Here is a 12,727-nt window from a genome sequence, read left to right as displayed (position 1 = left end):
ACCACGACGGATGACAGCGCCGGGGCGACCCGGCGCTGTTTTCATGTCTGGTGCAGCGCGCGCCAGCACCCGACAAGAGCGGCATCATCGTCGGTGATCAGCGTGACCGGCATGGCGCGCATGATCTCGGCATAGGGCCCCTTGGCGGTCAGTGCCTCTGCAAGTCCCAGCCCCGCCAGATGCGGGGCCAGCGCGCGCGCGACACCCCCGATGAGAAAAACACCCCCCGTCGCCATATGGTTCAGCGCCAGATTGCCCATGACCGTGCCGAGAAGCCGGGTAAAGAGCATGAGCGTGGCGCGCGCCGCGCTGTCGCCCGCCTCGAACGCCGCGACGATTTCGGGCGCGGTCATCCCGGTGCCGCTGCGCAGACGGTGCAACCGCGCAAGGCCCCGCCCCGATACGAGCGCCTCATAGGGTTTGTGCGCCACCTCACACGCCAGAGCCGCGATCAGGCGGTTGGTTTCCTCGTCCATATGCGGCAGGCTCGAATGCCCCGCCTCGGCAGGCGGCACGAAAAGACGCCCCGCCACCCGATGCGCCACCGCGATATTGCTGCCGGTGCCCAGCCCCATGACCATGCGCGGGCCGTCCGGGTCGGGCGTGCCGGGCAGGATCGGGACAAGGGCGGACGGGGCCAGATCGTCCAGAGCCATCGCCTGCGCCTGCAAATCGTTCATCAGATGCACATGCGCGGCCCCGCTTGCGCGCGCCACCGCCGCGCCCTCGATCACCCAATCGAGATTGGTCAGCCGCGCCGCGCCGCCGCGCACCGGCCCCGCCACCCCGGCAGAGACCGCCACCACATGTCGCCCGTCCAGATACCCGGCCACAAGCGCGCCAAACCCGTCATGGGCCGCATTGCTGAAGCGCGCCGCCGTGCCCGCGCACAGCCCCTCGGGCGTGGCCAGCGCCAGCCGCGTGTGGCTTGCGCCGACATCGGCCAGCAGCCACTCAACCATCACGCCAGCGCGCCGCCAGCGCCCGCGCGGCATGGGCCAAGAGCAGCACGTCGATCCCCACGGCGATGACCTGCGCGCCCCAGTCGCGATAGCGCGCCGCCGTGTCATGATCGAGCGCAAGGATGCAGGCCGCCTTGTCAGAGGCGGCGATGCGCGTCAGCGCGTCACGGATCGCGGCCTGCACCTCGGGCCCGCTCGGGTCGCCCATATATCCCATGTCGGCGGCGAGATCCGAGGGGCCGATGAACACCCCGTCCACCCCCTCGACCGCCAGGATTTCATCCAGCGCCGCAAGCCCCGCCACCGATTCCACCTGCACCAGAAGGCACATCTGCGCATCCGCCGTGGCGATGTAATCCCTGATGCCGGAAAACCGCGAGGCGCGCGCCAGCGCCGCGCCCGAACCGCGCACGCCTGCGGGCGGATAGCGCATCGCGCGCACGAGGTCCTGCGCCTGTGCCGCGCTTTCCACCATCGGGATGAGCAGCGTCTGCGCGCCCACGTCAAGCGCCTGCTTGATCGCCCAGACCTCACCCATGGGCAGGCGCACCACCGGATGCGAATCCGCGCCGCGCAGCACCGCCAGTTGCGCCGAGATCGAGCGCAGATCATTGGGCGCATGCTCGCCGTCGATCACCAGCCAGTCGAACCCGGCCTCGGCCAGAACCTCTGTTGCATAGGCGTCGGCAAAGCCCGCCCAGCAGCCATAAAGCCTGTCACCGCGCGCAAGCGCAGCCTTGAAGGAGTTTGCGGGGGCGGGCATGGGCTTTCTCCTGTGCTGTGTCGGGCGCAGCCTAGACCGGGCAGGGCGCGCTTGGCGAGGGGGGGTGGTGGACAATCGCGCGCCTGCGTGGTTCGCTCCTGCCCGAGGGAGGCCGGACCATGAAACTCACGCTGCATCATATCAACCTCGCCACCGAGAAAGTGGCCGAGATGGACGCCTTTTACCGCGAGGTTCTGGGGCTGGAGGTGCCGCAGACGGACATTCCCGTGCTGGAAAAGGACAAGGGCTATTCCGGCGATGTGGCCTTTGTCAGCGATGGACGCATCCAGACCCATCTGGCGCGGCGCGACATGCTTGCAGGGTTTCGCACCGGGCAGATCGTCAACCCGGTGGCGCGCGGCCATATCGCCTATCGCACCGACGATATCGCCGGTTTCATGGCCCATCTCGACGCGGCGGGCGTGCCCTATTCGGACTGGGGCAACCGTGCTGTGGCGGGTTGGCACCAGATCTTTTTCTACGACCCCGACGGCAACGTGATCGAGGTGCACCAGAAAGAGGATGCCGCCCCGTGAGCGATCACCTCAAGGGCCTCCTGATCACCGCGACCGGCGTGCTTTTCGTGGTGCCCGACTCGCTTTTCGTGCGGCTGATCGACGGCGATCCGGCCTCCATCGCCTTCTGGCGCGGGATCACGGCGGGCAGCGTGATCCTGATGGGGGTGCTCGCCACGCAGGGCACGCGCGGGTTTCACGCGGTGGCGGCGACGGGGGCACGGGGCTGGCTCTATACCCTGCTTCTGGGCGTCGCGGCACCGGGGTTCGTGCTGGCAGTGAGCTGGACAAGCGTGGCCAACGTGGTCTTCATCCTTGCTTCCATGCCGGTCTTTGCCGCGATCCTGAGCCGGATTTTCCTTGGCGAGGGGATCAGCACGCGGATGGTGCTGACGATGATCGGCGTCTTTGCCGGTCTGGGCCTCATCCTGCGCGGCTCGGGCGAGACGCATGGCGCGCATTGGAGCGGCGATCTGGTGGCGCTTGCCGTCTCGGCCAGTTTCGCGGGCGCGATCACCACGGCGCGGCGGCTGCGGGACGTGTCGCTCGTGCCGACGATCCCGGTGGCGATGCTGGGCGCGTCGCTCTTCCTGTGGCCGCTCGCGCAGCCGCTCTCGGTCTGGGCCGCGAACTGGCCGCTGCTGCTGGCGCATGGCGCGTTCATCAGCGTGGCGACCTCGCTCATGACGCTGGGGCCGCGCTACATCACCGCGCCGGAGGTGGCGCTGCTGATCCTGCTCGAATCGGTGCTGGCACCGCTCCTGGTCTGGGCGATCCTCGGCGAGGATCCGGGGCGCTGGGCGCTCATTGGCGGGGCGGTGGTGATCACGGTGCTGCTCATCTCGAACCTCTGGGCGCTGCGGATGAGTCGCCGGATGCGCGTGCGCCCCCATCCCCGCACCGGCCCGCCCGTCTGAGAGGAAACATCATGACCGAGGACGACCCCCCCGGCGACGCGCCCTGTTTTGCCCAACACATCGTCGGCGGGCATGTTGTCGATGCCGCCACATGGCGCGACGTGTCGCGCTTTCGCAAGGCCGAGCGCACGCGCCTCTACGCCGCCCGCCGCGCCCTCTCGCAGGCCGAACAGCGCGCGCAGGCGGCGCGTGTCATGGCCATGCTCACCAAAGAGATCGGCCCGCCCGAAGGCCGCACCATCGCCGGATACTGGCCGATCCGGGGCGAGATGGATCTGCGCCCGTGGCTCTCGGATATGGCGGCGCGCGGCGCGCAGATCGCCCTGCCGGTGGTCATCGCAAAGGGCGCGCCGGTCGCGTTTCACCGATGGCAGCCGGGGGCCGCGATGGTGCGCGGCGTCTGGAATATCCCCGTGCCCGCAGACCCCGAACCGGTGCAGCCCGACACCGTGATCGTGCCGCTTCTGGGGGTGGATGCGGCTGGCTACCGGCTCGGCAATGGCGGGGGCTATTACGACATGACGCTCGCAGCCCTTGACCCGCGCCCGCGCATCATCGGCGTCGGGCATGGATTTTGCGCCCTGCCCACGATCTTTCCGCAGCCCTGGGATATCCCGATGGAGGTGATCCTGTTGGGCGACGGCGTCAGAAATTCGCCGTAACACCCGGCAGGTTGAGCGCCTTGATCAGGTCGCGCAATTCCTGTCGCGCGGCGATATTCGAGATATTGAGCTGCTTCACGCCCACATCCTTGAGGTCGAGCAGCGTGAGACCGCGCGGAAACAGTTCCCGAAAGATCACCCGCTCGTTGAACCCCGGTGCCACGCGAAACCCGATCCGCTTGGCCAGCGCATCGAGCGCGCGGCCCATCTTTTCCTTGTTGACCATCGCCTGCGCGCCGACCCGGTTGCGCAGCACCACCCAGTCGATGGGCCGCAGCCCCGCCTGCGCGCGCAACTGCCGCGCGCTCCAGACCATCTCGGAATAGACCGACGGGCCGAGCACCTTGAGCCCGTCCGTATCGGTATGCGCCAGAAGGTCGAAATCGATGAAACTGTCATTGAGCGGCGTCACCAGCGTATCGGCCAGGCTGTGCGCCACCTGGCTCAGCCTTGTGTGAGAGCCGGGGCAGTCGATGACGATGAAATCGCTCTCGGGTTCGGCCCCGGCCACGGCCATGGCAAGGCGGCGATCATAGAGGTTTTCCCCTGGCTTGAGCGCCTCGGCGGCGACCTCGGGCAGGTCTACAAGCCGCGGACCGGGCAGATCCAGCCCCTCCTTGGCGAGGAAGCGTGCGCGATTGTCCGCATAGCGGCCAAAGCTGCGCTGCCGCAGGTCAAGATCGAGCGCGCTCACCCGGTGACCAAGCCGTGCCAGCGCGGTCGCCAGATGCATCGACACCGTTGATTTCCCGGCACCGCCCTTTTCGTTGCCCACCACGATGATATGCGCCATGTCCCGTCTTCCCCCAGTGTCGGCATTTTGCCGATCGTCCTTGTTCGTCCTGGCCCAACCCGGTGTCGGCCGAAGATGTCTCTGCCCGGCCCCCGGGTCCAGATCCCGCCGAAAACGCCATGCGTGCCCCGCGCCTGCGGGTTCAAATCGGCTATAAGGTCTGAAGGCCCGGGGCGCAATCGGCCTGCGGTCCCGGGCGCGGGGCCCCTCCGCCCCGCTTCACTGTTCCTCAAATACTCAGATCGCGCGGCCTCAATGCCCGCTGTCGTCCGAGGCAATGAGCCGCCGCCGCAACCAGCCGGAGACGGTATCCATGATCATGACCATGAGCAGGATGAGAACGATGTAATAACTGACCTCTTCCCAGTCCTTCTGGGTGATGATCGCCTGCGTCAGCAACAGACCGATGCCGCCGCCGGTGATCGCCCCGATCACCGTGGCGCTACGGGTGTTGGATTCGAGATAATAGAGCACCTGGCTCAACAGCACCGGCATGATCTGCGGTATCACCCCGAAACGGTAACGCTGCAGGGGCTTCGCCCCGGTCGAGGCGATGCCTTCGATCTGCTTTTCGTCGACGTTTTCCAGCGCCTCCGAGAAGAGCTTGCCGAACGTGCCGGTATCGGTGATCAGGATCGCCAGCGCCCCGGTCAGCGGGCCGGGACCAAAGGCGCGCGACAGGATGATCGTCCAGATCAGCGCATCGACCCCGCGCAGGAAATCGAACACCCGCCGCACCGCGCCGCGCACCACCATCAGCGGCGAGAAATTGCGCGCGGCGGCAAACGCCAAGGTCAGCGCCACCATGGCCGCGCCCATCGTGCCGAGAAAGGCCATCAGGATGGTCTCGAAGATCGCCCAGAGCACATCGCCATGCCGCCACATGCTGTTCGTCCAGACATCGTGGACCATGGCCGCGAGGTTGCTTTTCCCCGGCACCACCTGCTCGCCCGAGAGCGCGAGGCCCACAAGCTCGCCAAAGCTCTTGCCGTGGAACGGGCTGTCGAGCGTGAACCAGAACAGCTCCCAGCCGAATTGATAGCGCATGACCTCGATGCGCGCCTTGGTGATCGTCACCCGCCCGCCCTCGGTGGTGATGTCGACGCGCGCATTACTGACGCTGATCCAGTCGGGCACCGTCTCGGTGGGCAGGTCGAGCACCACGCCCTCGCGCGGCGACACATCTGCCGTGATGAGGCCATAACCCGGCACGTCGTAGCGCAGGCTGGGACCGTCGATCACCAAGTCATGCCCGTTGCGCAGTGCCACGCGCACCGCATCCGCGCCCTCGAAGCGCACCCAATCGGGGCCTTGCCCCGCTGGCCAGGTGCCCTTGGCCTCTCCCTCCACGGCAACGGTAAAGCCACCATTGCGGTTGTCGCGCGTGACATGGGTCTTGTAGCTGTAGCTGTCGGCGATGAGGATGCGCGCATTGTCCATCCGTGCCCGATCCGCCAGCCCCGGAATATCGAAAGCGAAAAAGATATACGTGAAATAGGCAATGATCACCACCGGCACCGCCAGCGCGAAGAGCCGCTTGCGCCGCAAATGGCCAATCGCGTCGAACGCGCTGCCGGTCGTCGTCTCGGCCAGGCTCATGCCATGCCCTCCCCGATAAGCTTGTTGCGGTAGCGGCTCGATATCTGGTCGAAGAACACAATCGCGCCGAAAAGCAGCAGAAAGATCGCCGCCACCTCGTCATAGCGCCCCTGACCCCAGCTAAACGCATTCTTCAGATCATAGCCGATCCCGCCCGATCCGACGAAACCGAGGATCGCCGAGGCGCGGATATTGATCTCGAAGCGCAGCAACGCATAGCTGAGGTAATTGGGCGCGACCTGCGGGATCACCCCCAGCCACATCCGCTGGCCCCATGTGGCACCGACCGATTGCAGCCCCTCGACCGGTTTCAGGCTGGCATTCTCGTTCACCTCCGAGAAGAGCTTGCCCAGCGCCCCGGCCGTGTGCAGCGCGATGGCGATCATCGCGGGCACCGGCCCGCCGCCGAGGATAAAGATCAGCACCAGCGCGATCACGATCTCGGGGAAGGCGCGCAGGATATCCATGACGCGCCGGAAGAGCCCTACCAGACGCGGCCATTTCGCCAACCCGCGCGTCGACAGAAGCGACAGCACAATGGCAATCATCGCCCCCAAAAGCGTCGAGGCGGCGGCGATGTTGATCGTCTCGATCAGCGAGGGCAGGAATTTCCACATCAGGCCCGGCAAGTTGGCGACCTTCTCGCCCGCCTCGGCCAGCACCTCGCCGGGAAACTGGAATATATTGCCAATCCCGTTCCAGAAGCCCCCGGCATTGCGCCCATCGGCCAGGCGAAACCCCGACACCATGAGCGCAATGAACACGATCAGCATCACGCCGCCATAAATGCGCTTGCGCCGTGTCATCTCCATATAAGCGGCCTGCACCTGGCCGATATGGGTCGTTGCACTCAGATCGCTCATCCTGTCCCCCGATACGTCAAGGCCGGACCCCCACTGCGGAAGGCCCGGCCCAAGATCATGTCACATGATCACATCTGCGACTTGCGCGCCTCGATGATCGAGAGGTAGGCGTCGTGGTTGATCGGCTGAAAGCCGAGCGCTTCACCGGCCATGACGTTATAGGCACACTCGGCATCCATATAGGGCAGCGAGGCCGTGAGCGTGGTAACATCCAGCTTGACGCGCTCGGGTAGCGCCTTGCGCAGCACGACGGGACCTTCGGGGATAGGCTTGGAGCGCCAGATTTCGACAAGCTGGTTCATGTCCACAAGTCCCGCATCGGCGGCCTTGCGCAGCGCACCCGAGTTGTAGCCATCTTCCCACGCGCCCATGCCATCGGCCCAGGTCACACCGGCATCGACATCGCCATTGGCCACAGCAACGATGGTCTGCTCGTGCCCGCCGGTGAACTTCACCTCGCCGAAATAATCGCCGGATTCCATGCTGGCACCGGTCAGGGCCGGAATCTCGATCGCCGGGATCAGGTAGCCCGAGGTCGAGTTGGGATCGCCGAACCCGAAGGACTTGCCCTTGACATCCTCAAGCGCGGCAATGCCACTGTCCTTGCGGGCGAACCCGATGGAATAATAGCCGTAAGAGCCATCCATGTTGGTCTTGACCATGATCGGCTCAACTGCTTCGGGGTCGGTCAGATAGATCTTGGCATAGGCCGACGCGCCCAACCAAGCCATGTCGAGCGTGCCACCCAGCAGGCCCTGGATCACGCCATCATAATCGGCTGGGGTGAACAGCTTGACCGGCACACCCAGCAGGGTCTCGATCTTGGCGCGGTAGCACTCGTTCGAGGTCATCCGGTCCTGCGCATTCTCTCCACCCAGGATACCGATACGGAATTCTTCGATCTTCTCCTGCGCCAGCACGGGGCTGACAAGGGCCGTAGTCGCCACGATGGCAGCAATCAGTTTCTTCATGGATCTCTCTCCGGTTGGGGTCATGGCCCGCCATCCCCCGGCGGGCAGGGTCGTCAGATCGCGGCCTCGGCCTCGCGCAGCGCGCGCTGGTTGCCACGATCCAGCGTTTCGATGGCGGTCGATGTGGCCTCTTCGGAAAAGCTCGCATCGGCCCCGTAAATATCGCGCGCCACGCCGGTGGTCAGTTGATCCGGCGTGCCGTCAAAGACCACGCGCCCGTGCAGCATCCCGATCACCCGGTCGCAATAGCGCCGCGCTGTATCCAGCGTGTGCAGGTTGGCGATCACCATGCGCCCGTCCTCCTCGTGGATGCGCCGCAGCGTATCCATGACGATCTGCGCGTTCATCGGGTCAAGACTGGCAATCGGCTCGTCGGCCAGAATGATCTTCGGGTCCTGCATCAGCGCGCGGGCGATGGCCACGCGCTGTTGCTGGCCGCCACTGAGCGCCTCGGCGCGTTTCGGCGCATGATCGGCAATGCCCAGACGGTCCAGAATCTCGATGGCGCGGTGAATATCCGCATCGGGATAGAGGTTGAACATCGTCGCCAGCGTCGAGCGGCGGTTGAGCGTGCCATGCAGCACGTTCGAGACCACATCCATCCGCGGCACGAGGTTGAACTGCTGAAAGATCATCGCGCATTGCGACTGCCAGGCGCGCTTCTCACCGCCCTTGAGCGCGGTCACGTCCTGCCCTTCAAAGATGATCTGTCCCGAGGTCGCATCGGTCAGCCGGTTCAGCATCCGCAACAGCGTGGATTTGCCCGCGCCCGACCGTCCTATGATCCCGATCATGGCGGGCCGCTCCACCGCGACGGTTACCTTGTCCACCGCGATGTTTTGACCAAATGACTTGGTCAACGCTTCGATCTTCAGCACGTGAGAACCCCCATGGTTTGCGCGTTCCGTAGGCGAGTAGAGCGAAGGACATGCGACAGAATCGCAAAACTTTTGTGACATCGGTGTCGCCCCGCCCGCGCCCGCACCTTCCCTTGCGTCCCGGTCTCCCGCAGCTTAGGTGATCGGCATGCCGCCCGTGCCGCGCCCACGCCTTACCCCCGATGACTGGCTTGCCGCCGGACTGGAGGCGCTTGCCGAGGCGGGGCCCGCCGCGCTCGGGGCCGAACCGCTCGCACGGCGCATCGGCACGACCAAAGGCTCGTTCTACTGGCATTTCGAAGATGTGCCGGCCTTTGCCGCCGCGCTGCTTGCGCGCTGGCAAGCGCTGGCGCTGGCCGATCTCGATACCGCAGAGGCCGAGGGCGCACCTGCTGCCCGTTTACGGGCCGCCGCCCAGCATTTCGCGAACCCGCTCCCGCCCGAACGCCATATCCGCGCCTGGGCCGCGACCGATACGCAGGCGGCCAGCGCCATCCGCACCGTGGATGCCGCGCGTCTCGCCCGTCTGGCGAACCATCTGGCCGCGTGCGGCATCGGCAATCCCGAGATGGCCCGCATTCTCTACGCCGCCGTCATCGGCATTCGGAGCCTGCCGACCCCCAACGACGACGACGCCATCGGATCGCTTGTCGATCTTGTGCTGGCACTCAGGTAGCCGGATGCGTGTGCTCCTGCTCATCCCGGCTCTGGCGATCCTGGGGTATTGCAAGGACGAAACCGTGACAGGGCACGGCGGGGCGGAGGGTATCTGGCACCTCGCCACGATCGACGACGTGCCATTCAACGCGGGTGTTCGCCTGTGGTTTCCCGAAGAAGGCACCATTGCGGGCGAAACCCCCTGCAACCGCTTCACCGCCCGCCAGACCGCCCCTTATCCGTGGTTTCATGCCGAAGCGATCACCGTCGGCGACAGCGCCTGCCCGCAACTGGAGGCCGAAGCGCTGTTCCTCGGCGCGCTTGACGACATGACCCTTGTGGAGGTGATCGGCCCGGTGATGATCCTGTCCACGGAAACGGGCCGCGAAATGGTGTTCCGCACGGGCGAGTGAGCCCCGTGCAAGGCTTCGCTCAGGTCTCGATCCGCAGCGCCACATCGCCAAGCCCGGCTATGCGGCCTTGGGCCGACATCGGTGGATACCGCCATGGCAGCCCGTTGAGCGAGCCGGTGATGACGACATGGCCTTCCCGAAGCCCGCCGCAATGCCCGCCCAGCGCGCGCGCAAGGGCGCAGAGCGTGGCGAAGGCGTCGCCGCCCGGCACCTGCGCCGCGCCGTCAAGCAGCGTCTCGGAGCCGAGGCGCAGCCAGGCGTCAGCGCGGGTGACATCGACGCCGTGCCACGCGCGCAGCGGCGCACCGAGCACGACCGCGCCATTGAGTTGATTGTCAAGCATCCTGAGCCCCGCACTTGCCCCCTTCGGATCAGCCAGGCGGCTTTGAACCAGTTCGAACACGGGCAGAAGCTCGACCGCGTTCCTCAGGCGGGATTCGAAATCCGGGGCGTCGGGCGCGGGCGGCGCGGCGATCAGGCGAAAGGCGTATTCAAGTTCGATGCCGACCTCCTCGGCCGCCGCACAGGCGATCACGGCGGGGCTCGGGTGAATGTCGCGGGCCATGATCGGGGCGATGACGATGGGCGCACCGGGCGGGCAGGCCACCTTGAAGCCACCCACCGGGCCAAGGCGCGCGGCAACCTCTTCCTGCACCGCGAGGATGCGCGCCCGTGTCAGCCCCTCTCCTGCCGTTTCCGGCAGTTTCGGGCCACCCCCCCACGCCGCGATCAGCGCCTTGGCGAGCGGATCGGTCATGACGCGATCACCGCGCCGGAGGCGATCATCGCCTCGACCTCCGCCGCCGCATAGCCCGCCTCTTGAAGCACCTCGCGGCTGTGTTGCCCCAGAATCGGCGCGGGGCGGTGGATATGGGCGGGCGTTTCGCTGAACTTGACCGGATGGCCCAACGTCTGGACCCGGCCCGCCACGGGGTGATCCACGTCAAGGATCATGTCGCGGGCATGGGCCTGCGGGTCGGCCTGCATCTCCAATATATCCAGCACCGGCCCGGCGGGCAGCCCCGCCGCCTCCATCCGCGCGAGCCACACCGCCGAGGGTTGCTGGCGCAGATAGGTGTTGAGAATCGCTTCAAGCTCGTTCAGGTGCAGCATCCGGTCGTGGTTGGTGGCAAAGCGCGGGTCGTCGTTCAGGTCCGGCGCACCGATCACGTCGAGGAAGCGCAGCCAGTTGCGTTGGTTGGCAGCCCCCACATTGATCCAGCCATCCGCCGTCTGAAACGCCTGATAGGGGCCATTGAGGGGATGCGCCGAACCCATCGGGCCGGGGGCCACGCCGGTGGCGAAGGCAATCGCCGATTGCCAATAGGTCTGCGTGATCGCCGCCTCGAAAAGCGAGGTATCGACCTTCTGCCCTTCCCCGGTCTGCAACACCCGCGCATAGGCCGCCGACACGCCCATAGCCGCTAGAATCCCGGCAGTGATGTCCGAGACCGGCGCGCCGGTCTTGACCGGGGGGCGCCCCGGCCCCTCGCCGGTGATCGACATGAGGCCCGACATGCCTTGTGCAATCAGGTCGAACCCGCCCCGTTCGGCATAGGGCCCCGTGCGGCCAAAGCCCGATATCTCGCAATAGATCAGGCGGGGATTGAGCGCGCGCAGGGTGTCATATCCCAGCCCCAGCCGCTCCATCGTGCCCATGCGGTAATTCTCGATCACGACATCGGCGGTCGCCAGAAGGTGGTGGAGCGCCTTGACCGCCTCGGGTTTCTTGAGGTCGAGCGCGAGGCCCCGCTTGTTGCGGTTCATCATCATGTAGGCGGCGGATTCGCCCTTGATCGCAGGGGGCACAAAGCGGCGGCTGTCATCGCCCTCGGGCTTTTCCACCTTGATCACATCCGCGCCCATATCGGCCAGCATCAGGCCACAGACAGGCCCGGCCATGATATGCGCAAGCTCGATCACCTTCATGCCGGCAAGGGGGCCGGTGCCGCTCATGTGCCGCTCCACTCAGGTTTCTGCTTGGCCAGAAACGCTTCCATCCCGTGCCGGAAATCGCGGCTCATGTAACACATCTCGATCAGGTCGGCATCCGCGACACGGGTGGCGGCACCGACGCGGCGCAGCGCCTCCTTGGTGGCGCGCAGGGTCAGGGGGGCCATCTGGCCCAGCGTCTCGGCCAAGTCCCCGGCGCGGGTCATCAGGGAGGTCTCATCCTCCAGCACCTCGGAGACAAGGCCGCAGCCCTGCGCCTCGTCGGCACCGATCAGGCGGGCGGTAAAGATCATCTCGCGCACGCGGCCCGCACCCATCAACGACGCGAGCCGCGCCAGATTGGCCGCAGACAGGCAATTGCCGAGCGTGCGGGCAATGGGAAATCCGAACTTGAGATTGGCGGCGGCAATGCGGATGTCGCAGACCCCGGCAATCGCCGCCCCTCCGCCAGTGCAGGCCCCGTTGATCGCCGCCACGGTGGGCAGCGGGCACCGCTCGACCGCCTCCAGAACGCGCTCGATCCGCGCCTCGTAATCGAGTGCATCCTGCGGTTTGTCAAAGGCGCGGAATTGGGTCATGTCGGTGCCCGCCGCAAACGCCTTGCCGCCCGCGCCATGGAGAACCACCGCGCGGATACTGCCATCAGTGGGCACCTCACGACACAGACGCGCCAGCCCCTCATACATCTCAAACGTCAGCGCATTGCGCGCCTGAGGCCGGTTGAAGGTGATCCAGAGGGTTGTGCCCCGGACCTGCGACAGGATTTCGGTCATCGGCACCC

Annotated in this window: 15 protein-coding genes; 5 read left to right on the top strand and 10 right to left on the bottom strand. The window is 66.2% G+C overall.

Annotated elements, in window-relative coordinates:
- Window positions 1-41: 41 nt before the first annotated feature.
- Window positions 42-962 carry a glucokinase gene (locus ACSSV8_RS12080; RefSeq protein ID WP_454282634.1) on the bottom strand — a complete coding sequence of 307 codons (921 nt, stop codon included), beginning with the start codon at window positions 960-962 and terminating at the stop codon, window positions 42-44.
- Window positions 955-1,725 carry an HpcH/HpaI aldolase family protein gene (locus ACSSV8_RS12075; protein ID WP_354538531.1) on the bottom strand — a complete coding sequence of 257 codons (771 nt, stop codon included), beginning with the start codon at window positions 1,723-1,725 and terminating at the stop codon, window positions 955-957. The genes ACSSV8_RS12080 and ACSSV8_RS12075 overlap by 8 nt, the downstream gene beginning before the upstream one ends.
- Window positions 1,726-1,844: 119 nt before the next feature.
- Here ACSSV8_RS12075 and ACSSV8_RS12070 point away from each other — a divergent pair, with 119 nt between their 5' ends.
- Genes ACSSV8_RS12070 through ACSSV8_RS12060 form a run of 3 tightly spaced genes read left to right on the top strand, consistent with a single transcriptional unit; the run spans window position 1,845 to window position 3,819 of the window.
- Window positions 1,845-2,261, top strand: a complete 417-nt coding sequence (locus tag ACSSV8_RS12070) for a VOC family protein (protein WP_354538530.1) — start codon at window positions 1,845-1,847, stop codon at window positions 2,259-2,261.
- Window positions 2,258-3,157 (top strand): DMT family transporter, encoded by a 900-nt coding sequence (locus ACSSV8_RS12065; RefSeq protein WP_454282596.1) that lies wholly within the window; start codon window positions 2,258-2,260, stop codon window positions 3,155-3,157. The genes ACSSV8_RS12070 and ACSSV8_RS12065 overlap by 4 nt, the downstream gene beginning before the upstream one ends.
- A gap of 11 nt (window positions 3,158-3,168) precedes the next feature.
- Window positions 3,169-3,819 carry a 5-formyltetrahydrofolate cyclo-ligase gene (locus ACSSV8_RS12060; protein WP_354538528.1) on the top strand — a complete coding sequence of 217 codons (651 nt, stop codon included), beginning with the start codon at window positions 3,169-3,171 and terminating at the stop codon, window positions 3,817-3,819.
- Here ACSSV8_RS12060 and ACSSV8_RS12055 read toward each other — a convergent pair.
- From ACSSV8_RS12055 to phnC, 5 genes are all read right to left on the bottom strand, one after another.
- Window positions 3,803-4,612, bottom strand: coding sequence for a division plane positioning ATPase MipZ (locus tag ACSSV8_RS12055; protein WP_354538527.1), 810 nt, complete (start codon window positions 4,610-4,612; stop codon window positions 3,803-3,805). The two genes, ACSSV8_RS12060 and ACSSV8_RS12055, sit on opposite strands and share 17 nt — an antisense overlap.
- Window positions 4,613-4,864: 252 nt before the next feature.
- On the bottom strand, window positions 4,865-6,211 hold the full coding sequence (phnE, locus tag ACSSV8_RS12050; protein WP_454282595.1) for a phosphonate ABC transporter, permease protein PhnE: 1,347 nt from the start codon (window positions 6,209-6,211) through the stop codon (window positions 4,865-4,867).
- Window positions 6,208-7,074 (bottom strand): phosphonate ABC transporter, permease protein PhnE, encoded by an 867-nt coding sequence (phnE, locus tag ACSSV8_RS12045; protein ID WP_454282594.1) that lies wholly within the window; start codon window positions 7,072-7,074, stop codon window positions 6,208-6,210. The genes phnE (ACSSV8_RS12050) and phnE (ACSSV8_RS12045) overlap by 4 nt, the downstream gene beginning before the upstream one ends.
- Window positions 7,075-7,142: 68 nt before the next feature.
- Window positions 7,143-8,045 (bottom strand): phosphonate ABC transporter substrate-binding protein, encoded by a 903-nt coding sequence (phnD, locus tag ACSSV8_RS12040; RefSeq protein WP_354538524.1) that lies wholly within the window; start codon window positions 8,043-8,045, stop codon window positions 7,143-7,145.
- 53 nt (window positions 8,046-8,098) lie between these two features.
- The gene (gene phnC / locus ACSSV8_RS12035; protein ID WP_454282593.1) at window positions 8,099-8,923 is read right to left on the bottom strand and encodes a phosphonate ABC transporter ATP-binding protein; all 825 of its coding nucleotides are present in this window, start codon (window positions 8,921-8,923) and stop codon (window positions 8,099-8,101) included.
- A gap of 148 nt (window positions 8,924-9,071) precedes the next feature.
- On the opposite strand from phnC, the gene ACSSV8_RS12030 reads away from it, so the two are divergent.
- Both ACSSV8_RS12030 and ACSSV8_RS12025 read left to right on the top strand, forming a co-directional pair.
- A complete protein-coding gene (locus ACSSV8_RS12030; RefSeq protein WP_454282592.1) occupies window positions 9,072-9,599 on the top strand; it encodes a TetR family transcriptional regulator in 528 nt (175 codons plus the stop codon).
- 4 nt (window positions 9,600-9,603) lie between these two features.
- Complete coding sequence (locus ACSSV8_RS12025) at window positions 9,604-9,993, top strand: META domain-containing protein (protein WP_354538521.1); 390 nt, start codon at window positions 9,604-9,606, stop codon at window positions 9,991-9,993.
- Window positions 9,994-10,012: 19 nt separating this feature from the next.
- Here the strand turns inward: ACSSV8_RS12025 and ACSSV8_RS12020 are convergent, their stop codons facing one another.
- Genes ACSSV8_RS12020 through ACSSV8_RS12010 form a run of 3 tightly spaced genes read right to left on the bottom strand, consistent with a single transcriptional unit; the run spans window position 10,013 to window position 12,719 of the window.
- Window positions 10,013-10,750, bottom strand: coding sequence for a 2-keto-4-pentenoate hydratase (locus tag ACSSV8_RS12020; protein WP_454282591.1), 738 nt, complete (start codon window positions 10,748-10,750; stop codon window positions 10,013-10,015).
- Window positions 10,747-11,949: a CaiB/BaiF CoA transferase family protein gene (locus tag ACSSV8_RS12015; protein WP_454282590.1), complete on the bottom strand. Its 1,203-nt coding sequence runs from the start codon at window positions 11,947-11,949 to the stop codon at window positions 10,747-10,749. Before ACSSV8_RS12015 ends, ACSSV8_RS12020 begins: the two co-directional genes overlap by 4 nt.
- A complete protein-coding gene (locus ACSSV8_RS12010) occupies window positions 11,946-12,719 on the bottom strand; it encodes an enoyl-CoA hydratase/isomerase family protein (RefSeq protein ID WP_454282589.1) in 774 nt (257 codons plus the stop codon). Before ACSSV8_RS12010 ends, ACSSV8_RS12015 begins: the two co-directional genes overlap by 4 nt.
- Window positions 12,720-12,727: the final 8 nt, after the last annotated feature.

This window comes from Roseovarius sp. MBR-79, assembly GCF_053628555.1.
This window is presented reverse-complemented; position numbering and strand designations above follow the sequence as displayed.